General features: G+C 65.1%; 28 protein-coding genes. 10 read left to right on the forward strand and 18 right to left on the reverse strand.

Going from position 1 to position 25,482, the window contains the following annotated elements; all coding sequences use genetic code 11:
- Window positions 1-79: 79 nt before the first annotated feature.
- The 6 genes from RFM68_RS12160 to hemC all read right to left on the reverse strand — a co-directional run bounded on the left by RFM68_RS12160 (window position 80) and on the right by hemC (window position 6,150).
- Window positions 80-796, reverse strand: coding sequence for a glutamine amidotransferase (locus RFM68_RS12160; protein ID WP_320233217.1), 717 nt, complete (start codon window positions 794-796; stop codon window positions 80-82).
- Between the two features lie 18 nt (window positions 797-814).
- Window positions 815-1,294 (reverse strand): tellurite resistance TerB family protein, encoded by a 480-nt coding sequence (locus RFM68_RS12165; RefSeq protein WP_320233257.1) that lies wholly within the window; start codon window positions 1,292-1,294, stop codon window positions 815-817.
- 51 nt (window positions 1,295-1,345) lie between these two features.
- Window positions 1,346-2,914, reverse strand: a complete 1,569-nt coding sequence (locus RFM68_RS12170) for a heme biosynthesis protein HemY (protein ID WP_320233218.1) — start codon at window positions 2,912-2,914, stop codon at window positions 1,346-1,348.
- A gap of 10 nt (window positions 2,915-2,924) precedes the next feature.
- Window positions 2,925-4,412 (reverse strand): COG4223 family protein, encoded by a 1,488-nt coding sequence (locus RFM68_RS12175; RefSeq protein WP_320233219.1) that lies wholly within the window; start codon window positions 4,410-4,412, stop codon window positions 2,925-2,927.
- Window positions 4,413-4,511: 99 nt separating this feature from the next.
- Entirely contained in the window at window positions 4,512-5,225 is a 714-nt protein-coding gene (locus tag RFM68_RS12180) for a uroporphyrinogen-III synthase (RefSeq protein ID WP_320233220.1), read from the reverse strand.
- 1 nt (window position 5,226) lies between these two features.
- On the reverse strand, window positions 5,227-6,150 hold the full coding sequence (hemC, locus tag RFM68_RS12185) for a hydroxymethylbilane synthase (protein WP_320233221.1): 924 nt from the start codon (window positions 6,148-6,150) through the stop codon (window positions 5,227-5,229).
- A 209-nt stretch (window positions 6,151-6,359) separates the two neighbouring features.
- On the opposite strand from hemC, the gene tsaD reads away from it, so the two are divergent.
- From tsaD to RFM68_RS12215, 6 genes are all read left to right on the forward strand, one after another.
- Complete coding sequence (tsaD, locus tag RFM68_RS12190; RefSeq protein ID WP_320233258.1) at window positions 6,360-7,445, forward strand: tRNA (adenosine(37)-N6)-threonylcarbamoyltransferase complex transferase subunit TsaD; 1,086 nt, start codon at window positions 6,360-6,362, stop codon at window positions 7,443-7,445.
- Window positions 7,442-8,467: an NAD(P)H-dependent glycerol-3-phosphate dehydrogenase gene (locus RFM68_RS12195; RefSeq protein ID WP_320233222.1), complete on the forward strand. Its 1,026-nt coding sequence runs from the start codon at window positions 7,442-7,444 to the stop codon at window positions 8,465-8,467. The genes tsaD and RFM68_RS12195 overlap by 4 nt, the downstream gene beginning before the upstream one ends.
- A gap of 17 nt (window positions 8,468-8,484) precedes the next feature.
- Window positions 8,485-8,781 (forward strand): YciI-like protein, encoded by a 297-nt coding sequence (locus RFM68_RS12200; RefSeq protein WP_320233223.1) that lies wholly within the window; start codon window positions 8,485-8,487, stop codon window positions 8,779-8,781.
- Between the two features lie 99 nt (window positions 8,782-8,880).
- On the forward strand, window positions 8,881-9,306 hold the full coding sequence (locus tag RFM68_RS12205) for an EVE domain-containing protein (RefSeq protein ID WP_320233224.1): 426 nt from the start codon (window positions 8,881-8,883) through the stop codon (window positions 9,304-9,306).
- Window positions 9,261-9,959 (forward strand): class I SAM-dependent methyltransferase, encoded by a 699-nt coding sequence (locus RFM68_RS12210; RefSeq protein WP_320233225.1) that lies wholly within the window; start codon window positions 9,261-9,263, stop codon window positions 9,957-9,959. Before RFM68_RS12205 ends, RFM68_RS12210 begins: the two co-directional genes overlap by 46 nt.
- Before the next feature lie 51 nt (window positions 9,960-10,010).
- Window positions 10,011-10,436 carry a DUF1761 domain-containing protein gene (locus tag RFM68_RS12215; RefSeq protein WP_320233226.1) on the forward strand — a complete coding sequence of 142 codons (426 nt, stop codon included), beginning with the start codon at window positions 10,011-10,013 and terminating at the stop codon, window positions 10,434-10,436.
- A gap of 10 nt (window positions 10,437-10,446) precedes the next feature.
- On the opposite strand, the gene gcvA is transcribed toward RFM68_RS12215, so the two are convergent.
- Window positions 10,447-11,367, reverse strand: coding sequence for a transcriptional regulator GcvA (gene gcvA, locus RFM68_RS12220; RefSeq protein ID WP_320233227.1), 921 nt, complete (start codon window positions 11,365-11,367; stop codon window positions 10,447-10,449).
- A gap of 130 nt (window positions 11,368-11,497) precedes the next feature.
- Here gcvA and RFM68_RS12225 point away from each other — a divergent pair, with 130 nt between their 5' ends.
- Window positions 11,498-11,752: a hypothetical protein gene (locus RFM68_RS12225; RefSeq protein ID WP_320233228.1), complete on the forward strand. Its 255-nt coding sequence runs from the start codon at window positions 11,498-11,500 to the stop codon at window positions 11,750-11,752.
- Between the two features lie 98 nt (window positions 11,753-11,850).
- Here the strand turns inward: RFM68_RS12225 and RFM68_RS12230 are convergent, their stop codons facing one another.
- Window positions 11,851-12,447, reverse strand: coding sequence for a L,D-transpeptidase family protein (locus RFM68_RS12230; RefSeq protein ID WP_320233259.1), 597 nt, complete (start codon window positions 12,445-12,447; stop codon window positions 11,851-11,853).
- A gap of 84 nt (window positions 12,448-12,531) precedes the next feature.
- On the opposite strand from RFM68_RS12230, the gene RFM68_RS12235 reads away from it, so the two are divergent.
- Window positions 12,532-13,215 (forward strand): response regulator transcription factor, encoded by a 684-nt coding sequence (locus tag RFM68_RS12235; protein ID WP_027169089.1) that lies wholly within the window; start codon window positions 12,532-12,534, stop codon window positions 13,213-13,215.
- Window positions 13,216-13,495: 280 nt separating this feature from the next.
- Window positions 13,496-13,951 (forward strand): cyclic nucleotide-binding domain-containing protein, encoded by a 456-nt coding sequence (locus RFM68_RS12240; protein WP_320233229.1) that lies wholly within the window; start codon window positions 13,496-13,498, stop codon window positions 13,949-13,951.
- On the opposite strand, the gene xth is transcribed toward RFM68_RS12240, so the two are convergent.
- The 7 genes from xth to tesB form a co-directional block, all read right to left on the reverse strand.
- Window positions 13,948-14,754 (reverse strand): exodeoxyribonuclease III, encoded by an 807-nt coding sequence (xth, locus tag RFM68_RS12245; protein WP_320233230.1) that lies wholly within the window; start codon window positions 14,752-14,754, stop codon window positions 13,948-13,950. The genes RFM68_RS12240 and xth overlap by 4 nt on opposite strands.
- 379 nt (window positions 14,755-15,133) lie before the next feature.
- Window positions 15,134-15,802 carry an outer-membrane lipoprotein carrier protein LolA gene (locus RFM68_RS12250; protein WP_320233231.1) on the reverse strand — a complete coding sequence of 223 codons (669 nt, stop codon included), beginning with the start codon at window positions 15,800-15,802 and terminating at the stop codon, window positions 15,134-15,136.
- Between the two features lie 268 nt (window positions 15,803-16,070).
- Window positions 16,071-18,746 (reverse strand): DNA translocase FtsK, encoded by a 2,676-nt coding sequence (locus RFM68_RS12255; RefSeq protein WP_320233232.1) that lies wholly within the window; start codon window positions 18,744-18,746, stop codon window positions 16,071-16,073.
- Window positions 18,747-18,946: 200 nt separating this feature from the next.
- Window positions 18,947-19,222 (reverse strand): hypothetical protein, encoded by a 276-nt coding sequence (locus RFM68_RS12260; protein WP_320233233.1) that lies wholly within the window; start codon window positions 19,220-19,222, stop codon window positions 18,947-18,949.
- 348 nt (window positions 19,223-19,570) lie between these two features.
- Entirely contained in the window at window positions 19,571-20,929 is a 1,359-nt protein-coding gene (locus RFM68_RS12265; RefSeq protein ID WP_320233234.1) for an ammonium transporter, read from the reverse strand.
- Between the two features lie 31 nt (window positions 20,930-20,960).
- A complete protein-coding gene (locus tag RFM68_RS12270) occupies window positions 20,961-21,299 on the reverse strand; it encodes a P-II family nitrogen regulator (protein ID WP_320233235.1) in 339 nt (112 codons plus the stop codon).
- 248 nt (window positions 21,300-21,547) lie between these two features.
- Window positions 21,548-22,411, reverse strand: coding sequence for an acyl-CoA thioesterase II (tesB, locus tag RFM68_RS12275; RefSeq protein WP_320233236.1), 864 nt, complete (start codon window positions 22,409-22,411; stop codon window positions 21,548-21,550).
- A 103-nt stretch (window positions 22,412-22,514) separates the two neighbouring features.
- Here tesB and RFM68_RS12280 point away from each other — a divergent pair, with 103 nt between their 5' ends.
- Window positions 22,515-23,792: a ubiquinone biosynthesis hydroxylase gene (locus RFM68_RS12280; RefSeq protein WP_320233260.1), complete on the forward strand. Its 1,278-nt coding sequence runs from the start codon at window positions 22,515-22,517 to the stop codon at window positions 23,790-23,792.
- Between the two features lie 260 nt (window positions 23,793-24,052).
- Here the strand turns inward: RFM68_RS12280 and RFM68_RS12285 are convergent, their stop codons facing one another.
- The 3 genes from RFM68_RS12285 to RFM68_RS12295 all read right to left on the reverse strand — a co-directional run bounded on the left by RFM68_RS12285 (window position 24,053) and on the right by RFM68_RS12295 (window position 25,303).
- Complete coding sequence (locus RFM68_RS12285) at window positions 24,053-24,583, reverse strand: hypothetical protein (protein ID WP_320233237.1); 531 nt, start codon at window positions 24,581-24,583, stop codon at window positions 24,053-24,055.
- Between the two features lie 142 nt (window positions 24,584-24,725).
- A complete protein-coding gene (locus RFM68_RS12290; RefSeq protein ID WP_320233238.1) occupies window positions 24,726-25,082 on the reverse strand; it encodes a YciI family protein in 357 nt (118 codons plus the stop codon).
- Window positions 25,079-25,303, reverse strand: a complete 225-nt coding sequence (locus tag RFM68_RS12295; RefSeq protein ID WP_320233239.1) for a hypothetical protein — start codon at window positions 25,301-25,303, stop codon at window positions 25,079-25,081. The genes RFM68_RS12290 and RFM68_RS12295 overlap by 4 nt, the downstream gene beginning before the upstream one ends.
- Window positions 25,304-25,482: the final 179 nt, after the last annotated feature.

Raw genomic sequence — 25,482 nt, forward strand, 5'->3', positions numbered from 1 at the left:
GGCCTCAGCGAAGTGGCGTCTGACGTCGGCTTCCAGGAAGCCAAATGCGCTTCTCAACGACCAATAACCGGGTTCGACCTTATCCCGCAGCCGGCTTGCCGAAAATCAGCCCCAAAAACTCACCCAGCCAGCGCTTGAGGTGCATGTCCCAGATCAGCCGGCCGCCGAGATGGTCGCGGCCGGGCTGGGCGCCGGGCAACTCGAAGCGATGCGCGCCGCGCACCACCCAGCGCTGCATCATCACCCGGGTCAGCTCGCCATGGAACTGGATACCCCAGGCATTGTCGCCATAGCGGAAGGCCTGGTTGGGATAGGTTTCCGCCGTCGCCAGCAGCGTCGCTTCCTTGGGCAGCGAAAAGCCCTCGCGGTGGAACTGGTAGACCATCTCCGGCCAGTGCATCAGCTTCCTGCCGGCCTCGGTCGCCTTCAGCGGATACCAGCCGATCTCGACCAGCCCGTCGCCATGGCCCTCGACCTTGCCGCCGAGATGATTGGCCAGCATCTGCGCGCCGAGGCAGATGCCGAGAAAGGGTCGGTTCTCCTTGAGCGGGATTTCCAGCCAGTCGGTCTCGCGGCGGACGAATTCGTCCTCGTCATTGGCGCTCATCGGCCCGCCGAACATCACCGCGCCGGCATGATCGTCCAGCGTGCAGGGCAACTCCTCGCCCAATGGCGGGCGGCGGATGTCGAGATCGAAACCTTCTTCCAGAAGCATATGGCCGACGCGACCGGGGCTCGAATTCTCCTGATGCAGCACGATCAGGATTTTTGGTCTCGGCCTCGGTCTGGGTGGCATGGAAGGCGAAGGGTCCTGTTATTCGTCGCTCGATTGGCCCCGCGCGCCGGGCACCTCGGCCGCCGCCTTGCGGCGCGCCTCGATGCGGTCGCGACGCTCGACGCCGATCAGTTCGGCGACCCGCCAGACAGTGTTGTCCTCGAGCTCGTCCAGCTCGCCATCGGCATAGACGATTTCCCACATCAGGCCAATGAAGGCCTTGCGCGCCTCGGCGTCGAGATCGCGCTTGAGCACGCTGGTGAAGGCGTAGAGGTCGATCGCCTCATTGTCGGCACGCTCGCCGGCCGCGGCCAGCGCACAGAGCTCCTCGCCGCTCACCGAATAGGTCTCGGCCAGGATCTGCTTGAACCGCTCCCATTCGACATCCTGGCGCACGCCGTCGGCGTTCATCACATGGTAGAGCAGCGCGGAGGCCGCCACGCGCGGATCGTCGGCGCTCGGCCTGGCCTCGCCGCCAGCCGGCAGATCCCTCAGGAAGGACAATACGCGCTCGAACATCGATACCTTTTCCCTGTCCATCAAGTCTTTCCTGTCAGTCAAGTCCGGGCCTCAAAACAAACGAAACCGGCGCGGCGATTTTTCCGCTTCCTCTTCCGGCGCGACCCCCGGATCGTCCGGCAAAGGCGGCAGATCCGAACCTTGCCCGCTTGCTTCCGCCTCGCCGGCCGGTTCGGCAGCCGCCGCGTCCTTCTCGCCGCCATTCGGGCGAGCCGGCGCCGGCTTCTCCGCCGGGATATCGGATGCGATGTCGATGGCCTTTTCCTCGACCGCTGGCGTGGCGGCGATCGCCGGCACCGCGGCGTCGGAGTCACTCTCGATCAGTTGGCCAAGCCGCTCCATCGGCGCACGCCAGGTGAAGGCGTCGAGCTTGCCGGTGATCGGCGACACCGGCACCCAGCGCTCGGAGATGACGCCGTCCGCCACCCAGGCCGGATCGCGCGGCGCGCGCACCGCCTTCGACAGCAGCTGCCGCACCTTGCCCTGATTGCCGGTCTCGGCTTCCTCGATGTCGGCGAGCAGCAGATAGGCGCCCTCGCGGCGATCCATGCGGATCGCGGCCTCCGCCTCGCGCCGGGCGGTGGCGAAATCCTGCGCGTCGAGCGCCGCGCGCGCCACGGCCATGGACGACTCGGCGTGGTTCTTCTTCAATTCCTGCAGCTTCTTCGCCCGGTTGAGGCGGTCGAGCACGGCATCGCCCGGCCTTGCATGCGTATAGAGCTCGGCGATATCGGGATGCGGCTCGGCCTTCCAGGCCGCCTCCAGGATCCTGGAGCCCTTGCGCACATCGTTTTGCCGGAAAACCATATCGGCGGCGATGACCGCCGCCGGCGCGAAATCGGGCACCAGCTTGTTGGCTTCGAGCGCCGCGGTGCGGGCCGCGTTCGGATCGCTGCCGACCAGCGCCTGCGCCTTGGCGGTGAGCAGCACGGCGCGACGGCGGTTGGCGGCATCGCGCTCGATCTGCCGTGTCGATTTCTGTGCCTCGACCAGCTTCAGCGCGCCGTCCCAGTCGCCGCGTTCGGTCAGCTCCTCGAGCGTCGATTCCGCCGCCCAGGCAAGCTGCGGCGCCACCGCCGCCGCACGGCCGGCATAGTGGCGCGCGGCGTTGCGGTCGCCGAGGCGCTCTGCCTCCAGATAGAGGCCGCGCAGGCCGAGCAGCCGCATTTCCGGATCGTCGAGCATGCGCTCGAATTTCTCGCGTGCGCCTTCATGGTCGCCTTCGAGCAACGAGGCCTGCGCGTCGAGCAGGTTGATCAGCGGCTCCTGGTCGGAGCTGATCAGCTTGGCCGCCTCCTTGGTCTTCTTGCGCGCCAGCGCGCCGTCGCCGGCACCGGCTGCGATCATGCCCGTCGACAGCGCCTGATAGCCGCGGTCGCGGCGGCGCACCCGGAAATAGCGCGAGATGGTGTAGGGACTGTTCCACACCGACTTGACCAGCCACCAGACGATCATCACCGCCGCGACCACGGCGACGATCGCCACCGCCGCCACCATCAGCGTGACCTGGTACTGGTAGCCGTTGAAGGTGACGAGCATCTCGCCCGGACGATCGGCGAGCCAGGCAAAGCCCAGCCCGAGCCCGAAGACGGCGGCGAGGAAGACGAGGATGCGGATCATCTTGTGGTCCTCACGCCTTCGTCGCGCCGGCAATCAGCGCTTCGAGCTGCTTTTCGACCTCCAGCCGCGCCTTCAGTTTGCCGGCAAAATCTGCGCCGGCCGCCTTCGCCGCGTCCGGCAGCGTGTCATATTCGCTGAGCGCCTTGGCGTAGTCGCCCTGGTTGACCGCCACTTCGATGCGCGCCACGGTTTCGGGCGCTCCCTTGCCCTCGACGGCGCCGACCGGCCGCACCTTGACCAGCGTCTCCGCGCTCGACACCAGGCTCTGGAAGAACCCGGCGTTCTGGTCGACAGGCGTCGCCGCCTCGACCATGGCATTGGCAGCGGCATCGACCTCCGAAGCGATGGTGGCGCGGGTCGGCACACCCTTGTCGGCATAGGACCGCAGCGCCGCGAGCTCGGGCGCATCCGGCGCGATCGCCGCGAACGTATCGAGCTCGGTGGCAAACGGCGCGCCGCGATCGAGCGCCGCCTTCAGCGCCGACGCGGCGATCGCCAGCGCGATCTTGGGCTGCGAGGCCTGTGCCTCGACCTTGCCGGAGAGTTGCGACACGGATTGCTCCAGCGCCGCGACCCGGCCGTCCTCGGCCTTGGCCGCGTCGCCGGACGACTTCACCAGCGCGTCGAGCCCGGCCAGCTTCTCGTTGAGCGGACCGAGATCGACGGGCGCCGCGCTTCCGTTCTTCCGCAGGTCGGCAACAGCCATCTCGATCTGGCCGACCTTGTCGCCGAGCGCCTTGAGCGCCGTGCCGTCGCCGCCTTGCCCGGCCGAGGATTTCAGCGCCGCGACATCGGCTTTGACCTGCGCTAGCGCCGACGAAATACTATCGACCTTGGCGGAAGCGCCGCCGCCGGCGTCGCCGCTTTCCTTCAGCGCCGCGATCTCGCTCTTCAGCGAAGCGATCTCGCCATTGACGCCGTCGAGCGACCCGCCGCCCGGTCCTGCGGATCCGATCAGGCCGACCGCCTGCAGCAGGCCGGCGCCGGCAAGCGCGATCACACCGCCGACGACGCCGGCGGCGATGGCGTTGACGCCGGTTCTCCGCGATGGCTGCGGCACGCGATCATCGCTCCACGTCTCGCTTGACTTTGATGTCGAGGCGCCGGCGGTGGCCGCGGATGCGTCCTCGAAATTGTAGTCGAAGCCCTTGGGTTGGCTTTTCGGTGCATCCGAACCGCTCGGATACGGCGCTTCAGCTTCGTCCTTGCTGTTGGCCTCGGGCTTGTCCGCCGCGGCCTGTGCGGCGTCGCTGTGCTCCCACGGCTCGATATCGGCCTGCTCGGCATGGATCGGCTCTTCCGGAGCTTCCGGCTGCGAAGCGGCGGCGGCCTCTTCCGCCTTCGCCTCATCGGTCTGCCCGGCATTGGCCTCGGCCTTATCGGCGTCGGCCTTGGCGGCATCCTCGTCGGCGATTCGCGAGACGGCGCCGGGCTCGAGTTCGATGGTCACCGGCTCGCGCCGGGTCTTCGAATGTCGCATCTTCGGCGTCTTCACCATGCTTGGGCTCCGCGAACTGGCTTGAGGATGGTTCTAAGGGTCCAGGGGATGCTCTAGCACATCACCAAGCGGTGAAAAGGGGCGGTGTGATGACGCGGCTCAGCCGGGCAGCGACAAAAGCGCCAGCAACGCATCTTCCTCGGGCCGCGAGGCGATGCGGATCGTTTGACGGACAACCCTATCCAGCGGCTCGGCGACACGCGCCGAGAGTGCCAAAAATTCCGTTCTTTCAAAGAGATGCCGCAGGGCTGGCCGCGCAATCAGGCTGACCAGCGCCGCGCTGGCCTTGGCTGAATAGAGCAGCGCTGCCTCGACCGGCAGGCCCGACAAGCGGGCCAGCACGTCGGCATCGTCATAGTCGATCCCTGTTGTGTCGTAGGTCTCGACCGCCTGGACTTGCACGCCCGCCATCGCCAGCCGCCGCTCGAACATCGCAAAGCGAAAGCGGCCGCACAAATAGACGATGGCCTTGCCGGCAAGGCCGCCGGCGATGACGTCAGCCAGCGCTTCGGCATCGCCCGGACCTTCTATGACGGATAGAAATCCCGCCGCGTGGCAGGCCTCGGCCGTCCTTTTTCCAACCGCATGGCAAGGCAGGCCCGCAAGCGCCGCGATCAACGCCTTCGACGCATGCCGGACTGCATTGGCGCTGGTGACGGCGACCGCGATGATATCGGCGCCGATAGTCGCCTCGGCGGGCAATGCGCTCGTCTCGGTCAGCGGCAGCAGTATCGGCTGAAATCCCTGGTCTTCGAGGCGTCGTGCCGTGCGCAACGCGCCAGGCTCCGGCCTCGTCACCAGGACGCGGACCATGTCAGGCCCATCCGTCGAAGAACTTCGCGCCGGCCCTGGCGCGAACCGTTCGCGCGGCATCCATGCCTATTTCCGTCGCATCCGCGGCCTCGCCTTCCAGCCGGACTTCGTGCGATTCCGTGCCGTCGGGCGAGATGATCAGCCCGGCAAAGGAGAGTTTCTCGCCCGATACCGTCGCATGGCCGGCGATCGGCGTGCGGCACGAGCCGTCGAGCGCCGCGAGGAAGGCGCGCTCGCAGGCCAGGGCCTGGCCGGTCGGCACGTCATGGATCGCCGCAAGCATTTTCTCGACATCGCGGTCGCCGACACGCGATTCGATGCCGATCGCGCCTTGCCCCGGCGCCGGCGGAAAATCCTCCAGCGGCATCAGGTCCGTGATGACATTTTCGAGCCCGAGCCGCTTCAGCCCGGCATAGGCGAGGATGGTGCCCTCGGCGATCCCTTCATCCAGCTTGCGCAGCCTCGTCTGCACATTGCCGCGGAACATCACCACCTCCAAATCCGGCCGCATCCGGCGGATCAGCGCCTGGCGGCGCAGCGATGAGGATCCGACCGTCGCGCCATGCGGCAGGTCGGCGATCCGCTTCACCCGCTTGCCGATGAAAGCGTCGCGCGCGTCCTCGCGCGGCAGGAAAGTGAAAAGCTCCAGCCCGTCGGGGAGCACCGTCGGCATGTCCTTCGACGAATGCACGGCGATGTCGATGCGGCCGTCGAGCAGCGCCTCCTCGATTTCCTTGGTGAACAGGCCCTTGCCGCCGGCTTCCGACAGCGGCCGGTCCTGGATGCGATCGCCGCTGGTCGAGATGGGCATGACTTCGAACGCCTGCTCGGGCAGGCCATGCGCCTGCATGAGCCGCGCCCGCGTCTCATGCGCCTGGGCGAGCGCCAGCGGGCTGCCGCGTGTTCCGATTTTCAAAGTTTGCATGGCGCGCGGTCCGTGATAACCCCCGGCACATGAGTTCTGCCGAGATTCAGGTTAGGCCGAGCCGAAAATGATGGGTTCTGAGAACCGGAGCGGAGCGTACTTGAAGTACGTGAGCACCGGAAGCGCAGGAACCCGCCACTTGCAGGCCGGCATCACCTGAATATCGACAGACCTCCGGCGACACAATCTTCATGGACAGCGACCAATTGATCCGCGTTCTGGGCATTGAGACGAGTTGCGACGAGACGGCGGCCAGCGTGGTGGCGCTGGACGGCGGCTCCGCGCCCCAAATCCTGTCGAACGTGGTCCTGAGCCAGATCGAGGAGCATGCCGCCTTTGGCGGCGTCGTGCCCGAGATTGCCGCGCGTGCCCATGTCGAGGCGTTGGACGGCATCGTCGAGGCGGCGCTTGCGGATTCGGCCGTGTCGCTGGACGAAATCGACGCGATCGCCGCGACGGCCGGCCCTGGCCTGGTCGGCGGGCTGATCGTCGGGTTGATGACCGCCAAGGCGATCGCCGCCGCCGCCAACAAGCCGCTGATCGCCATCAATCACCTCGAAGGCCACGCGCTGACCGCGCGGCTGACCGACGGTCTCGACTTCCCCTATCTTCTGCTGCTCGTCTCGGGCGGCCACACCCAGATCGTGGCGGTGCGCGGCGTCGGCGATTACCAGCGCTGGGCGACCACCATCGACGACGCGCTCGGCGAAGCCTTCGACAAGACGGCCAAGATGCTCGGCCTGCCCTATCCGGGCGGCCCGAATGTCGAGAAGGCCGCAGCCAGCGGCGATGCGAGCCGCTTTGCCTTCCCGCGCCCGATGAAAGGCTCGACGCAGCCGGATTTTTCCTTCTCCGGCCTTAAGACGGCGGTGCGCCAGGCGGCGACGGCGATTGCGCCGCTGAGCGACCGGGACGTCGCCGACATCTGCGCTTCCTTCCAGGCTGCGGTGGCCGACGCACTGGGCGACCGTATCGGCCGCGCCCTTGCCCGCTTCCGCCGGGAATTCTCCGACCAGGCAAAGCCGGCGCTGGTCGTCGCCGGCGGCGTTGCCGCCAACCGCACGATCAAGGCAACGCTTGAAGCGCTTTGTTCCCAAGCCGGCTTCGTATTTGTCGCGCCGCCGCAAAAACTCTGCACAGACAACGCCGCGATGATCGCCTGGGCCGGCATCGAGCGCCTGCGCGCCGGCATCGCCGGCGAAAACGCCGCCGACTTCGTGCCGCGTTCGCGCTGGCCGCTCGACAGCGTTTCCACGCCCTTGGTCGGCTCGGGCCGGCGCGGTGCCAAGGCATGACCGAGGTGGTCACGAGCGGTGTGCAGCCCAAAATGCCAAGCGGCTGGCGCGTCGCGGTGCTGGGCGGCGGCGCCTGGGGCACGGCGCTGGCGCTCGCCATGCTCCGCGCCGGCCATTTTGTCCGCCTCTATGCGCGCGATCCTGAGACCGTCGCCGCGATCGACCGCGGCGAAAACCCGCGCTATCTGCCCGGCATCGCGATCGAGCCCGGTATCGTCGCCACCAGCGACATCGCCGCGGCGCTCGGCGGTGCCGACTGCGTGCTGGCGGTGACGCCGGCGCAGTCGCTGCGCGCGGCGCTGGCAGATGCGCGCAACCACGTCCCTGTGGGCGTGCCGCTGGTGCTCTGCGCCAAAGGCATCGAGCGCGACACCGGTGCGCTGCTGTCGGCGATCGTCGAGGAAAGCCTGCCGAGGAACCCCGTCGCCGCGCTGTCCGGACCGAGCTTTGCCAGCGATGTCGCGCGCGGCCTGCCGACGGCAGTCGTGGTTGCCGCTCGCGAGGCGGAATTGGCGGCCGAGCTTGCCGCCCGCTTCTCGGCGCAAAACCTGCGCTGCTATTCCAGCGACGACCTGATCGGCGTCGAGATCGGCGGCGCGCTGAAGAACGTCTTTGCCATCGCCGCCGGTGCCGTCACCGGCGCCGGGTTAGGGGCCAGCGCCCAGGCCGCCATGGTGACGCGCGGCTTCGTCGAGTTGCGCCGCATCGGCGCCGCCTTCGGCGCCAGGCCGGAGACGCTGATGGGGCTTTCCGGCCTCGGCGACCTTTTGCTCACCTGTTCCTCGGCGCAGTCACGCAATTTCGCCTATGGCCTGGCGCTCGGCCAGGGCAAGCCGCTGGCCGGCCTGCCGCTGGCCGAGGGCGTGCCGACGGCAGGCATTGCCGCCCGCATCGCCGCCGAGCGCGGCATCGAGGCGCCGATCATTTCAGCCGTCGCCGCCATCCTCGACGGCAAGGTGACGATCGGTCAGGCCGTGACCGCGCTGATGACGAGGCCGCTGAAAACCGAAACCGACATCTGACCATCGGAGTTTTGAAGATGCTGTTTGCGTTGATTTGCAAGGACAAGCCGGGCAGCCTGCAGCTGCGCGTCGACACGAGGCCCGCGCATGCGGCGTTCCTGGAGGGCCTGATCGGCGAAGGCAGGCTTGCCTTTGCAGGTCCCTTCCTCGGCGCCGACGGCAAGCCGGACGGCAGCCTGGTGATGATCGAAGCGCCGGACATGGCTGCGGCACAAGCCCTGGCTGCCGCCGATCCCTATGCCAGGGCCGGCCTGTTCAAAAGTGTCGAAATCCGGGCATGGAACTGGGTTTTCCAGAAGCCTGCCGGCGCATGATCGCTCACCGCTCTCGCCGCAGCGACGGGGAGAGCGTAAGGGTAGCGGTGACGAGAACGCCGCGCGTGGCGCACCAACAACGGCGATGGGACAACTGAGATGAACTACTGGCTGTTCAAGTCCGAACCCTCGGTCTTTTCCTTCGAGGCGCTGAAGGCCAAAGGCAAGGCCGGCACGCAGTGGGATGGCGTGCGCAACTATGCCGCCCGTAACAATATGAAGGCGATGCGGATCGGCGATCTGGGCTTCTTCTATCATTCCAACGAGGGGCTCGACATCGTCGGCATCGCCGAGGTCTGCGCGCTGGCGCATCCCGACAGCACCACCGACGACCCGCGCTGGGAATGCGTCGACATCCGCGCCTTCAAGGACGTGCCGAAGCCGGTGACGCTGGAACAGGTCAAGGCCAATCCCAAGCTCGCCGAGATGGCGCTGGTCCGGCTCGGCCGGCTTTCGGTGCAGCCGGTGACGCCGGCCGAATGGAAAGAAGTCTGCCGCATGGCCGAGCTCAACCCGGCGCCGTGACCAAGCTCACGCCAAGGAGCGCGAAAAAGTTCATCCTCGACAACACGGCGCTGATGGCGCCGCCGCACGTGCCGGAAGTGCTGCTGCATCTCGCCGACGAGGCGCATGACCTTTGGCTGCGCACCGAGGAGGAGTTGGCCGAGATCGGCCTGCCGCCGCCTTTCTGGGCCTTTGCCTGGGCTGGCGGCCAGGGCCTCGCCCGCTATGTACTCGACAATCCCGGAACGGTGCGCGGCAAGCGGGTGCTCGACCTCGCTTCCGGTTCAGGCCTCGTTGCCATCGCGGCGATGAAAGCCGGCGCGGCGCAGGTGATCGCCGCCGACATCGACCCGTTTTGCGAGACGGCAATCGCGCTCAACCTCGAAGCCAATACCGTTGACGCGGAATTCCTCGGCACGGATTGTGTCGGCTCCGACGATGGCTGGGACGTCGTGCTTGCCGGCGACGTCTTCTACGACAAGGCCTTCGCCGACAGGCTGCTGCCATGGTTCGCGAGCTTGCGGGCGCGCGGCGCCGAGATCCTCGTCGGCGATCCGGGCCGCGCCTACCTTCCCAGGACCGGACTGCACTCGCTTGCCGTCTATGAGATCCCGGTAACGCGCGTGCTGGAAGATGCAGAGGTCAAGCGTACGACCGTGTGGCGCCTTGCTTGACGCGATGAGCGAACAAGCGTTCCATCGCATTTCGATTTGGAGGGGAAAAGCATGGATTTTTCGGTCGTGAACTGGCTGGCGGTGATCGTCGCCGCTGTCGTCGCATGGGTGCTCGGCGCCGTCTGGTACATGGGCTTGAGCAAGCCTTGGATGAAGGCCGCCAAGCTCGACCCGGCCACCATGAAGCGCTCGGCCGTTCCGTTCATCGTCAGCTTCATCGCCGAGCTGATCATGGCGCTCGTCCTGACACTGGTGGTGGGCGCCATAACCGGCGGCGAGCCGAACCCGATCGCGGGCTTGCTGTTCGGCTTCGTGCTTTGGCTCGGCTTCATCGCCACCACGCTTTCGGTCAACCACCGCTATGAAGGTTTCGGCTGGTTCCTGACGCTGATCGATGCCGGCCACTGGCTGGGTGTGATGCTGATCATGGGTGCCGTGATCGGCTGGTTCGGCGCGCCGGCCGCACCCGCGGGCTGACGATCGGGTCTCATGTCGGCGTCTTCGCCGCCTCCTCGGTAAGCCATTCGCGGAAGGCGACGACGCGCGCGTCGTCCTTCGCGGCTTCGGGATAGACAAGGAAATAGGCGAATTCCGGCGCGACCTTGATGCCGAGCTCGAAGGGCCGCACCAGGCGCCCCTGCGAAAGATCGTTGGCGACCATGGCGAAGTCGGCGAGCGCGACGGCATTGCCGTCGAGCGCCGCCTGGGTTGCGTCGGTCGAGGATCCGAACACCAGCGTGCGGCTGTCGTCGAAATCGTCGACGCCGGCCGCGTGCATCCACATGCTCCAGTTGGGCCAGGTCACGCCCTGCCGCGACCATTCGATATGCGCGAGCGTGTGATTGAACAGATCGCGCGGCTCCTTCAGCGGCGGACCTGACGCCAGCAACGCCGGGCTGCAGACCGGGATGATGATGTTTTCGAACAGCCTGTGCGCGCAAAGCCCAGGATATTTGCCGGCGCCGAAGCGGATGCCGACATCGACATCGTCGCGGTCGAAATCCCTGACGTGGTAGGTGATGTCGAAGCGCAACTCGATGCCGGGTTTCTGCTGACGGAAATCGTCTACACGCCGCATCAGCCACTTTGTCGCGAACTGCGCGTCGAGCGTCACTTTCAAAAGCGACGTGCCGCGCGTCATCTTGCGGGCTCGAGACACAGCCCGGTTAAGCAGGTCGAGCGCATCGATCGACGCGTCGTGAAGCACGTTGCCCGCCTCCGTCAGCCGGATGGTGCGGCTGGTGCGCGTGAACAGCACCAGATCGAGCTGATCCTCGATTTCCTTGATCTGGTGGCTGACCGCCGCCGGCGTCAGGCCGAGCTCGTCGGCGGCGCGGGTGAAATTGAGGTGCCTGGCGGCCGCTTCAAAGGTCCTCAGCGCGCGCGTCCCGGGCAGCAGCTTGGACATATGATCTCCAAATAAAACTTGACGATCAGAAAAGAACTACTCGTTTCCCGTTTATTTTTCAATCCGGCATGATGGCTTCATCGAAACACCATCAAACCGGATTTGACATCCGGAGAACACGGATAGAGCCATGTCTGAGATCGTTTTGAAGTCCCGCGCCATCCTGAAATCATCCCTGCCGAATTGGCTGCATGCAACCTTCGACTGGCTGCGCCATGCGCGTGTCGCCGCCCGGCTTCGGCTCGAATCGGTCGAGGATCTTTCGGACCACCAGTTGCGCGATATCGGCGGCGAGCGCCGCGACGTTACCAAGGCGATGGACCGGGAACTCGGCCGAATCGGATTGCTGGATAAGGGCTGGCAGCAGCCGAAGGTCAGGCATTAGGCAGTAGGAATTAGGCAGTAGGGGAAAAAGAGCACCTACTGCCTACTGCCTACTGCCTACTGCCTACTGCCTACTGCCTACTGCCTACTGCCTACTGCCTACCTGACCACCTTCACCACCGTCCTATCCGACAACAACGGAAGCAGCCTTGCCATGGTACGCGCCGTCACCGCCACGCACCCTTGCGTCGGCGTGAAGCCCGGCCGGGCCAGATGGAAGAAGATCGCGCTGCCGCGCCCGCGCAAGCGCGGCGCGATGTTCCAGTCGAGCACCAGGCAGACATCGTAGAGCCGGTCGTCGCGCCGCATCCGCTCATGGCTCGCGCCATAGGGGATCTTCACGGGACGATTGTAATTGCGGTCGTCGGGCACCTCGCACCAGCCGAGATCCGGGCCGATGGGGACCATCGGCACCCTTGTCCTGCGCCCGCCCAAAAAATGATCGTTGCGGAAATAGCCCGACAGGATGCGCATTGACGCCAACGGCGTCGCGCCATCCCCTTCATGCTTGTTGGCGGAGATGCCGCCGCGCCCCAACGCGCAGGGGAACACCGTTTTGCCGACCTGCAGGAACCCCTGCGCGGGGTTGCCGGGGCGTGCCCGCACGACCAAAACACTCAAGGCTTTCGGCAAAAATGCACCCGCCTCATTGCGCGCGCGTTTTTTCTTGTATGATTGTGTCACGGAACAAATCACTGTGATCGGCTGTTGCGCCGGTGAGCTTCCGCATAAATGGGGGGAGGTCAACTGAATATTCTTTTTAAAACAACGGATTGATCCATGACATCACGCACCATTCTGATCGTTGATGACGACGACGACCTGCGCGCCACCTTGGTGGAGCAGCTTGCGCTCTACGAAGAATTCGACGTCCAGCAGGAATCGACCGCCGCAAAAGGCGTCGCCGCGGCGCGCGGCGGCGTTGTCGATCTGCTCATCATGGATGTCGGCCTGCCCGACATGGACGGCCGCGAGGCGGTGAAAATCCTGCGCAAGGGCGGCTACAAGGCGCCGATCATCATGCTGACCGGCCACGACACCGATTCCGACACGATTCTGGGCCTCGAAGCCGGCGCCAACGACTATGTGACCAAGCCCTTCCGCTTCGCCGTGCTGCTGGCGCGCATCCGCGCCCAGCTTCGCCAGCATGAGCAGAGCGAGGACGCGACCTTCTCGGTCGGCCACTACACGTTCAAGCCCAGCCAGAAACTGCTGATCGATCCGCGCGGCGCCAAGGTGCGGCTGACCGAGAAGGAAGCCTCGATCATCAAGTATCTCTATCGCGCCGACCAGAAGGTGGTGACGCGCGACGTGCTTTTGGAAGAGGTATGGGGTTACAATTCCGGCGTCACCACGCACACGCTGGAGACCCATGTCTACCGGTTGCGCCAGAAGATCGAGCGCGATCCTTCGAATGCCGAAATTCTTGTGACAGAAAGCGGCGGCTACAAGCTGGTTCCTTAAACATTTCATGATCTACAGAAATTCCAGGAAAAGCGTGAAGCGGTTGGGCTCGGCGGCTTCGCCGTAGCCTTCCGTCCGGAATTGCGTCAGAACAAACAGATTGAGCGGTCGGGGCGGGACCGCTTCGGGTACGATCCTGGTGCTGGAGGGTGACGGATCGGCTCGACGGATGGCTCGCACGGTGTGCAGGCTGCAAGTGTTGGAGCGTTTCTTGCGCGTCCCATAAGAACGCGCCGCTCCAAAGGAGGGACTGGACTGACCGCTCGGGGACACAGCTAGGATGGCGTTGGATGACGACATCCACATCCTGTCCAGCGTGAAGCTTTTCCAGGGCTTCACGCAGGAACAGCTGCGTCTGCTCGCCTTCGGCGCCGAGACCACCGTCCTGCAGGCCGACCATAAGCTCTACCGCGAGGACGACGTCGCTGACTCTGCCTACATCGTAGTCAGCGGCTTGATCGCACTCTATCGGGAGCTAGGCGGCAAACGCGTCCCGATCGGTACGGCAGGCCCAGGCACCATGCTGAGCGAACTGGCGCTGATCGCCGATACCAACCGGCTGACCAGCGCCTCCGCCGCCGTCGATTCGGAAGTGATCCGGCTGAGCCGCAAGATGTTCCGCCGCATCCTGGAGGAATACCCGGAGCTCGCCGTGCAGCTGCACGGGCGCATCCTGGAGGAATTCCAGCAGATGATCGCCCGCATCGAGGAACTCGCGCCGAGGTTTACCGGTTAATCGAGGGCAAAGCGGGCAATCACCGGCACGTGGTCCGACGGTTTCTCCCACCCTCTCGCCGCCTGCAGGATCTCGTAGCCGGCGAAATCCGGCACCAGATTGGCGGACGACCAGACATGGTCGAGGCGGCGGCCGCGGTTGGAAGCTTCCCAGTCCTTCGCGCGATAGCTCCACCAGGTGTATAGTTTCTGTTCGGCCGGCACATTGAGCCGCATCAGGTCGACCCAGCCGCCGCTACTTCGCATCGCCTCGAAGTTTTCCGTCTCGACCGGCGTGTGGCTGACGACGTTGAGCAATTGCTTGTGGGACCAGACGTCATGCTCCTGCGGCGCGATGTTCAAGTCACCGACCAGGATCGACGCGGATGATTCGTCCTGGCTCGCCGGCACGCCGTTCATCTCATGGACGAAATCGAGCTTGTGCCTGAATTTGCGATTGATCTCCGGGTCCGGCTCCTCGCCGCCGGCCGGCACGTAGAAATTATGCACCAGCACCGACTTGCCGCCCGCCTGGACCCTGACCGACAGATGCCGGCTGTCCTCGATCTCGCAGAAACGCCGCTTTTCGACCAGCTCGATCGGCCGGCGGGCGACGGTGGCGACGCCGTGATAGCCTTTCTGGCCGTGGAACAGGATGTGCTCGTAGCCCGCCTTGCGGAAGGCGTTTTCCGGGAAAAGCTCGTCGGGCACTTTGGTTTCCTGCAGGCACAGCACGTCGGGCGCGTGTTCTTTCAACAGCCGTTCGACGATCGGCATGCGCAGGCGCACGGAGTTGATGTTCCAGGTGGCGACGGTGAAAGGCATGCGGTGGGTCCGGCAAGAGATCGCCGATTTAGAGCAATTCCAGGAAAAGTGTGAGCGGTTTTCTGTCCGGAATTGCGTCAAAACAAAGAGATAGAGCGGGTTCGCCGTTTCCGTGAAACGGTGAAATGCTCTAGTGCCAGCCGCGCGCCGGAAAGACAAGCCAGGCTAAATCTCAGAGGTCAGCGCCGCCCCTCATTGCCCTGCCGGGCATTTCTCCCCGTAGACGGCCGTAACGGGAGAAAGAGCAGCTGCAACGTTGGCGATTGGCGAAATCGTCGATCAAAGCGTCGCTTCTCCCCGTTTACGGGGAGAAGATGGCGGCAGCCAGATGAGGGGCGGCGCCAGCGTAACGGGAAAAGCTCCGACAGAGACGGAAAGGCTACCGCGTCTTGGTATTCAGCTCTCTGTTCGCCGTATAATCGATGGCGAAAGTATCGTCAGGGATGGAGACGCCTTCCTTGACGTTGAAGATCATCACCGTCGTGTCCTTGCCCTGCGCGTCGGTGATCGTCCACTGGCGCAGTTCGTAGGTCTTGGGATCGAACATCATGGTGATCGTCGCGTTGCCGAACACCGACTTGTCGGAAAGCTTGATGGTGGTGAGGTCGTCCTCTTCCTTGACGGCCTTGACGCGTCCGCCGGAGAGGTCGATCCGGTCGTCGAGCAGCAGTTTCAACGGTGTCTTCGACAGCGGGTAGAGGTCGGAGGTGTTGAGCTTCTTGTTGAGGATAACCACCGACTTGCCGTCGGAGATGACGCGGAAGTTGGAGGAGCCGTCATAGTTGAAGCGGATCTTGCCTGGCCGTTCGAGGAAGAACTTGCCGCCGGTCTGCTCACCTTTCGGGCCGAACTGGACGAACTCGCCGCTCATCGACTTCACCGAGGAGAAGTGGTCGGCAATCTTCTGCGCCGTCGGCGGCACCGCCGCCTGCGCGGCGGCCACGAGCTGGTAGCCCGGCACGAGGTTGAGAGCGGCAGCTCCGCCAAGCATCAAGCCGAGGCCGAGAACCTGGCGGCGGGTGGGGGCAAATTCTGTCGGGGTCTTCATGCCGGTCACTTCCTGTGTTTCGTGTCGTCGCAGTATCTGGACTCCCACTAGGGCCTAAGTTTGGCGGGTGCGCGACAGCCCGTCGCATAAGCGCGGGCTACAGCCAGTCGCACACGCGGGCGACAGCCAGTCGGATATGCGCGGGCTACAGCCCGTCGCACACGCGCCAGACCATTTCCAGTTGCCTGCCGGTCCGGGTAGGCGTCTCACCGGGCCAAGGGTCTGTTGAGATCCAGGTGAGGCCGGCCTCACCTGGACATCGATGAACCTAGAACTTGTCGTCCTCCGTCGGCACCAGTATTTCGCGTTTTCCGGCATGGTTGGCGGGGCCGACAATGCCTTCCTTCTCCATCTTCTCGATGATCGAGGCGGCGCGGTTATAGCCGATGCCCAGCCGGCGCTGGATGTAGCTGGTCGAGGCCTTGCCGTCGCGCAGCACCACCGCCACGGCCTGGTCGTAGGGATCGTCGGAATCCTCGAAATTGCCGCCGCCACTGCCGGAACCACCCTTGCCGGACGGCTCGTCGTCATCGTCATCGCCATCGTCCTCGGTGATGGCGTCGAGATATTCCGGCACGCCCTGCAGCTTCAGATGCGCGACGATCCGCTCGACCTCGCCGTCGGAGACAAATGGGCCGTGCACGCGCTGGATGCGGCCGCCGCCGGCCATGTAGAGCATGTCGCCCATGCCGAGCAGCTGCTCGGCACCCTGCTCGCCGAGGATGGTGCGGCTGTCGATCTTCGATGTCACCTGGAATGAGATGCGGGTCGGGAAGTTGGCCTTGATGGTGCCGGTGATGACGTCGACCGACGGGCGTTGCGTGGCCATGATGACATGGATGCCGGCCGCGCGCGCCATCTGCGCCAGCCGCTGCACCGCGCCCTCGATGTCCTTGCCGGCCACCATCATCAGGTCGGCCATCTCGTCGATGATGACCACGATATAGGGCATCGGCTCAAGATCGAGATCCTCGGTCTCGTAGATCGCCTCGCCGGTCTGGCGGTCGAAGCCGGTCTGCACGGTACGCGAGATCTTCTCGCCCTTCTTCTCGGCCTGCTGCACGCGCGCGTTGAAGCCGTCGATGTTGCGCACGCCGACCTTGGACATCTTGCGGTAGCGGTCTTCCATCTCGCGCACGGTCCATTTCAGCGCCACCACCGCCTTCTTCGGATCGGTGACGACCGGCGTCAGAAGATGCGGAATGCCGTCATAGACGGAAAGCTCGAGCATCTTCGGGTCGATCATGATCAGCCGGCATTCCTGCGGCGTCAGCCGGTAGAGCAGCGATAGGATCATGGTGTTGATGGCGACCGACTTGCCCGAGCCGGTGGTGCCGGCGACCAGCACATGCGGCATCTTGGCGATATCGACGATGACCGCTTCGCCATTGATCGTCTTGCCCAGCGCCAGCGCGAGCTTGGCCTTCGTCGTCTCGAAATCGCGGCTGGCCATGATCTCGCGCAGATAGACGGTCTCGCGCTTGGTGTTGGGCAGCTCGATGCCGATGGCATTGCGGCCGGGCACGACGGCGACGCGGCAGGCGATGGCGCTCATCGAGCGGGCGATGTCGTCGGAAAGGCCGATGACGCGCGATGACTTGATGCCGGGCGCCGGCTCCAGCTCGTAGAGCGTGACGACCGGACCGGGGCGGACATGGATGATCTCGCCCTTGACGCCGAAATCCTCCAGCACGCCCTCGAGCAGACGCGCATTCTGCTCCAGCGCGTCCTTCGACAGGCTTGGATCCTTCGCGACGTTCTTTGGCTCGGACAGGAAATGCAGCGACGGCATCTCGAACGTGTCGGAGTCGATCAGCGAGGTCTGCGCCTCACGCTGGACGCGGGCGCCTGGCACCGGGCGCGCCGCAGGCGCCGCGACGCGGGTCGCGGCATCGGAGCGGAAATTCTGCACCCTGGCGGTCGACGCGCCGCGCCGCTGCACGGGCGCCTCGTCGTCGAAGTCGTCAAGGTCGATGCCTTCGTCCTCTTCGTCGCCGAAAATGTCCTCGTCGACCGGATCGACCGAAACGCTTCGATCGTTGACCATTGCGGCGAAGAATTCCGGCTCGACCCGGGCGCGGCCGCCCGGACTCATCCGGGCCTCGGCGAATTCGGCCGATTCGACCCGCTCGGCCGCGCGCCGCCAGGCGCTGGCCTTGGGCTCCATCGGCGGTTCGAATTCGTCGCGCTCCTGCCTGCGACGCGCGGCGCGGCGATGCATCCAGGCTCGGAACGACAGCCACCAATGGGTGATGGCGCCGAGCGCGAGTATTCCCTCGTCGCCCTCGTCGTCATCCTCGTCGAACAGCATCTCGTCCTGCCCGCGCCGATCGGGCGCGGCGGCGCGCTCCATGATGGCAAAGCCGTTCTTGCGGGCAATCAGCGCCGAGCCATAGGCGAACAGCCACAAGGCCGGCGCGGCGAGGATGACCGCGATGATGCTGGCGAAAAGGCCTTTCGGGTAACCGCCGACCGCGATGCCGGGGATTTTCAGCACCATGTCGCCAAAGACACCGCCAAGGCCGGTCGGCAGCGGCCAGGTGTTGGGCGGCGTCACGCAGCCGACGATGGCCGCGGCAGTGAGCGCAAAGCCGAACCAGGCGAAGCCGCGCTTCGGCAATCTGTCGACGCCGCGCGCGGAGAACAAAAGAAAACCCCAGATCACCGCCGGCACCAGCCCCGCGACGGCGGCCAGGCCGAAGAACTGCATGGCGAGGTCGGAGAACACAGCACCCGCATAGCCCATGGCGTTGGTGACGACGTTGCTGGTGGCGTGCGAGAAACTCGGGTCGGCAACGTTCCATGTGGCCAGCGCTGCGATGCCGAAGGCAGTGAACAGGAACAGGCCGGCGCCGACCAGCCGTCCGACCTGGCGCCGTGCGAATGCCTGGATGCCGTGCCGCGTATCGGTCAGCGCGAGCGGTGCTGAAGCGCCTGAACGCATGCCTCTTCCCCGTAATCGTTGCCTGGCCGGGCGCATGGCGCACCTCGGCAGATTCGAATGCCAGACTATCGGGGGGAAGGTTAAGGCCGCATTAACCATGGCCTTTTACCAGGACAAAGGTGGCAGGCTTCGCAACCCGCCACCCCTCTCCGCCTGAATGACGAAACGATCAGGCCCGTGCGAACCCGACCTTCGGCAAATCACTTGTGACCGGCATATGCCATCAGGTTGGCGCAGAATTCGGCGTGAGGCTTGCTCATCGCCGCGTCCTGGCACTCCTTCATCATCATGTCCTGCTTGTCCTTGGCCGTCGAGGCCCAGGCGGCCTTGAAGTCGGCTTCGGGCTTCATGGTCTTCATACCGGAATCGGTGAAGAACGGGGCCATATTGTCCGGCTCATCGAGAGCACCGGCAAGTGCAACGCCGCTGACCATCGAAAGAGCCATGGCTCCCAGGAAGATGTTCTTGATGTTCATTAGGTGGTTCCTTCCCTCTGTTTGGCGAGCGCCATGGTGACGGTCGCAATCCAGGTACGAAACCATGGCGGCCAACGTTTCATGCTGGCGTGATCAAGTGAATGTGATCGAAAGCACGCTTGGGCGGCAGCCTGACGAAAGGAGGCCCGGAAGGTCGTTCCGGGCCTCAAGGCGTGAGCCCCTTTCGAGAGCATCACGACGGGATCTTGGGAGGTAGAATCCGGGCCGGCGGGAGGAGGATCCGCCGGCCCTCGGGGCAATTCCAGGAAAGTGTAAAACGGTTGGGCTCTGTGCCTTCGCCGTAGCCTTCCGTCCGGAACTGCCCCAGAGCAAAAAGCGAAGCCGGCCTTACGGCACCACTTCGCCGTGCTGGGTGACGTCGAGACCCTCGACCTCTTCCTGGGTCGACGGACGCAGGCCGACCAGCGCCTTGACGATGTAGAGGATCACGAAGGTGACGACCGCCGTCCACAGGATGGTGAAGGCGATGCCGTAGAGCTGCTTGGCCACCGAGGCGTCCTTGCCGAGCGCATTGATCGCCGGATCGGCGAGCGCGCCGGTGAGCAGCGCGCCGACGATGCCGCCGACGCCGTGGACGCCGAAGGCATCGAGCGAGTCGTCATAGCCGAACGCATGCTTGAGCTTGACCGCCGAGAGGTAGCAGATCACGCCGGCGAGAATACCGACGATGAAGGCGCCGGTCGGGTTGACGAAGCCGGAAGCCGGCGTCACCGCGACGAGGCCGGCGACGGCGCCCGAGATGACGCCGAGCACCGAAGGCTTCTTGGCGACGATCCATTCGGCGAACATCCAGGCCAGCGCCGCCGCGGCGGTGGCGACCTGCGTGTTCATCATCGCCGCACCGGCGAGGCCGTCGGCCGCGAGTTCCGAACCGGCGTTGAAGCCGAACCAGCCGACCCACAGCAGCGAGGCGCCGATCACCGAATAGACCAGGTTATGCGGCGCCATGTTGGTGGTGCCGTAGCCCTCGCGCTTGCCCAGCACCAGCGCGCAGACCAGGCCCGCGACACCGGCGTTGATATGGACGACCGTGCCGCCGGCGAAGTCGAGCACGCCGGCCGTGGCCAGGAAGCCGCCGCCCCACACCCAGTGCGCGATCGGCGCATAGACGAAGACCAGCCACAGGCCCATGAAGATCAACAGCGCCGAGAACTTCATGCGCTCGGCGAAGGCGCCGGCGATCAGCGCCGGCGTGATGATGGCGAAGGTCATCTGGAACATCGAGAAGACGAATTCAGGAATGTTCGCCACGCCCGGCAGCCAAAGGGTCGAGACGGTAATGCCGTGATGGAAGAACCGCGAGAAGCCGCCGATATAGTTGTTCAAGCTGGCGGATTCATTGGTGGTGAAGGCGAGCGAATAGCCGAACATGAACCACAGCACCGTCACCAGGCAGGTGATGGCGAAGCTCTGCATGATGGTGGCGAGCACGTTCTTCTTGCGCACCATGCCGCCGTAGAACAGCGCCAGGCCCGGAATGGTCATCATCAGCACCAGCGCCGTCGAGGTCAGCATCCAGGCGGTGTTGCCGGTGTCGAGCACGGGCGCCGGCGCAGCCGGCGCGGCGGCGGTTGCCGGAGCCGCGGCTTCCTGCGCGAATGCGGCGACGGTGCCCAGGGCTGCGAGAGCGAGCGAGCCCAATGCGGCCGCGCGCCCCGTCGTCTTCAGAGTGGAAGGAATATTCATTGAACTCTCCGTTGGAATGGCTGGTCGCCGCTTAGAGCGCATCGGTGTCTGTTTCGCCGGTGCGGATGCGCACCGCCTGGTCGATGCCGAAGACGAAGATCTTGCCGTCGCCGATCTGGCCGGTCTTGGCGGCCGCGGTGATGGCTTCGACGGCCTTGTCGACCATGTCGGCCCCGACCGCGACCTCGATCTTGATCTTGGGCAGGAAGCTGACCGCGTATTCCGCGCCGCGATAGATCTCGGTATGCCCTTTCTGACGCCCGTAGCCTTTGACTTCGGTGACGGTCAGGCCCTGGATGCCGATGGCGGTGAGGGCTTCGCGCACCTCGTCGAGCTTGAACGGCTTGATGATTGCCATCACGATTTTCATAAGGTTTCACCCTTTGCTGTTGCGGTCACCCGCGTTTGCAGGACTTCGCCGACCCCGATGAGAGCGGAGAGTACCCGGCAGGATTCAAGCTCCGTGCCAGTTGCCGAAGCAGGGCATTAACTTGTTGTAAACAAAGGAAAGAGGCGAGCCCGGCACGCCTACTGTTCGTAGAAGCGGTCAAGCGGCTGATTAAAAAATAGGCAAAATTTCAGAAATGCCCGTTTTGTAGGCCAAAACTCGAAGCCGGCTCACCATTTCAGGCGGATGAGGCCTTCCTGGGCGACCGAAGCGATCAGGATGCCATCCCGCGCAAACAGCGAGCCGCGCGTAAAACCGCGTGAGCCTTGCGTCGACGGGCTATCCTGCGTGTAGAGGATCCAGTCGTTGAGCGAATGGCTGCGATGGAACCACATGGCGTGGTCAAGGCTGGCCGCCTGGATGTCGCGGTCGAAAATGGCGCGGCCATGCGCGAAGGTCGAGGTGTCGAGCAGCGTCATGTCCGAGAGGTAGGCCAGCACGGCGGCCTGTATGCCGCGATCGTCCGGCACCGGGCCTGTGGCGCGGATCCAGATGTTCTGCTCCGGCTCCAGCTTCTCGCGGCTGGTATAGTGCTTCAGCATCACCGGCTTCATTTCGATCGGCCGGTCGCGCTCCCAATATCGCCTGATGCCTTCCGGCACCGCCTCGCCGAACTTGCCGATCAGTTCACGTTGCGACAGCAGGGTGTCGGGCGCAGGCACGTCACGCGGCATCGGCAGCTGATGCTCCAGCCCCACCTCATCCTGCTGGAACGAGGCTTCCAGCGAGAAGATCGCCTGGCCGTGCTGGATCGCCACCACCCGGCGTGTGGTGAAGGAGCCGCCATCGCGGATGCGGTCGACCTCGTAGACGATCGGCACCTTGGTGTCGCCGGGCCGCATGAAATAGCCATGCAGCGAATGCACGTGCCGCTGCGGCTCGACCGTGCGCTGCGAGGCGACAAGCGCCTGGGCGATGGTCTGGCCGCCGAAGACGCGCTGCCAGTCGACCTTGGGGCTGCGACCACGATACAGATTGTGTTCGAGCTGCTCGAGGTCGAGAATGTCGAGAAGCTCGTCCATGGCTGCGGTCATGTTTGAAATCCTTCAAGGATGTGCCATGGCCGGTTTCGGACAGGACGTGCGGGCAGTCAAGGCCGCAAACGGCAGCCGGCCGAAACCGCGAAAGGATGATGCCATGGTCGACCGCAAGCGCGATGGAGAAGGGGCCAATGGAAACCGCGAGGCTCCGCTCGACGTGCTCATAGCCGGCGCCGGCTATGTCGGCCTGACCGCGGCCGTGTCGCTGAAGCAGGCGCGGCCGGGCCTCGCCGTCGCCATCGTCGATGCCGCCCCTGCCGGCGTCTGGCAGCGCGACGGCCGCGCATCGGCCATCGCGGCGGCGGCCAGCCGCATGCTCGAGCAGCTCGGCGTCTGGGAAGAGATCGCGCCGCAAGCGCAGGCGATCACCGAAATGATCATCACCGACTCGCGCGCCGCCGATCCGGTGCGTCCGGTGTTTTTGACCTTCGATGGCGAGGTCGCTCCCGGCGAGCCTTTCGCCCACATGGTCGCCAACCGCGACCTCAACGGCGCGCTGCGCCGGCGCGCCGCAAAACTCGGCATCGACATCATCGAAGGCATGGCGGTCAGCGCCTTCGACGTGAACGGCGCCGGCATCACGGTGCATCTGGCCGACGGAGCGGCACTGAAAGCGCGGCTGCTGGTCGCCGCCGACGGCGTCAACTCGAGGCTGCGCGACATGGCCGGCATCAAGACCGTCAAGTGGGAATACGGCCAGTCCGGCATCGTCTGCACCGTGGCGCATGAGCGCCCGCACAATGGCCGCGCCGAGGAACATTTTCTGCCGGCCGGCCCGTTCGCGACGCTGCCGCTGAAGCCCGACGAGGACGGAACCAACCGCTCGTCGATCGTCTGGGTGGAACGCACGGAAGATGCCAAGGCGCTGGTCGAGGGCGACGAGTTTGTTTTCGAACACGACCTGGAGCAGCGCTTCGGCCTGAAGCTCGGCGAAATCCGCGTCGCCGACAAGCCGCGTGCCTGGCCGCTTGGCTTGACGCTCGCCCGCGCCTTCGTCGCGCCGCGCATCGCGCTCGCCGGCGATGCCGCCCACGGCATCCACCCGATCGCCGGCCAGGGCCTCAATCTCGGCTTCAAGGATGTTGCCGCGCTGGCCGAAGTGGTGGTCGAAGCCGACCGGCTCGGCCAGGACATCGGCGCCCTCGACGTGCTTGAGCGCTACCAGCAGTGGCGCCGCTTCGACACGCTGCAGATGGGCGTCACCACCGACGTGCTGAACCGGCTGTTCTCCAACGACATCGGCCCGCTGCGCGCCGCCCGCGACCTGGGCCTCGGCCTCGTCGAGCGCATGCCGAAGCTGAAGGATTTCTTCATCCGCCAGGCCTCGGGCCTGTCGGGCGACACGCCGAGGCTGCTGAAGGGCGAAGCGATTTAGCGCTTCGCAACCGGCCGAAGCCTCCCCAACGTCGTCATCCACGGGCGGAGCGAGAGCGAAGACCCGAAGATCCATGCCGCGACCTTGGCCGAAGAATGCAGCCGAGCAGGATTCTGCACCGCTGCAACGCTTATAGGTAACGGAATGGATTCTATGGTCTGTACGCGTCGCCTCGCTCCTTGCTCCGCCATAGAATGACGAGGCGAGAGGCGTTTCGGCCAATCACGGAACGCAGGCGATCCGGCGGCCGCAGCTTCAGCTCAATTCACTTCAAAACCCAGCTTCTGCCGCAACCTCAGCATGCGCTGGTCGGCGATTTTGAGGCTCTGCTCGCCGCCTTGCGCGACGCGGTTCAGCATCCTGAGCAGATCGTCCCGCTCATGCGGATCGAGGCGCTCGCGCAGGAACGGCGCCAGCTTGTCTATGACCATCGTCGCATCGTCGACCTGCGCGGCCGCCCATTTGGCGTAGACGACGGCCTCGTCGGTTTTTTTCGGGCTGTCCGCGATCTGCGCGATCACCTCGCGGATGACCGCTTCGCGCCGCGGCAGGACCGGGCCGTGTTCCGAAACGATCGCGGTGATCAGCGTCGCCGCCGCCACCACCGGATCGTCTATCGCGGTCAGCGGCGATAGCGCCGCCTGCTTGCGCAGCTTCTTGCGCCGCATGTTGCCTTGCACGCGGCCGACGACGTCGGCAACCTCGCGCGCGGCGCCGCTCATATATTTCAGCCGGTACCACCAGATGGCGGCCGCTCCGAGCAGGCCAATGATAGCGATCAGGAAAGGCATGCCGAATTCCCCCGAAATCGCGGCGACGATAAGAGAACCGTGGCTTCGCTTCAACACGCAACGGTTGCCGCGGTGAAGAAACGCAAAAGATTTCGCCCGCAGAAAGCTTCGACCGTTCGGGATCCGTCCTGAGCGGCGGCGGTCATGATCCCGGTATGTCGTAGACCGCCCGGATCTCGACCGTGCCGAGCTCGGCCAGCGGAATGTCCTCGGCAAGCTTCAGCGCCTCGGCAAGGTCCGCCGCCTCGACCATGACGAAGCCGAGCAACTGCTCCTTGGTCTCGGCGAACGGCCCGTCGGTGATCAGCGCCTTGCCCTTGCGCCGCCTCAGCGATTTCGATGTCTTCACCGACTGCAGCGCCTGCGCGACGATCAGCTTGCCTTGCCGGTCGAGCTCCCTGTCATAGGCGAGCGAGTCGGCATCGAGCTTGGCCGCGCGCTGAGGGGTCAGCGCATGGAGATCCGTTTCCTCGCCGTACACCAGCAGGACATATTTCATTTCAGGCTCCCTTCCGTTGATGCGTTATAGGGGGCGAAGGCGATGGTGTCGGTTTTGCATCCGATCGCCGCATGATCGAGCAGGCATGCCGCGACGCCGATGATGGCGATGGCCGCCGCCAGCCGGGCGAAACCGGGCGCCGGCGGGTCCAGCCAGAGCCCTTCCGGTCGCCGGGCGTTTCGCCCCGTCTTTCCCAAGATCGCAAGAAACAGATTGTCCATCCTGATCTCCATCGGCCGCGAGTGGCCGACCGCAGGACGGTCGGGCCGCCGGGAAGCCGACATTTTTGCACGCGCAATTTTTCGAGAATTTTCGAAGTGCGTCGCGCAAACACATCAAGCCATGGATGGTCTTCCGGCCCGCCCGCGCTATAGTTTGCCAGAACGTCGGCGCCCGCCGG

The organism is Mesorhizobium montanum (assembly GCF_033977145.1).
Classification (GTDB): domain Bacteria; phylum Pseudomonadota; class Alphaproteobacteria; order Rhizobiales; family Rhizobiaceae; genus Mesorhizobium; species Mesorhizobium montanum.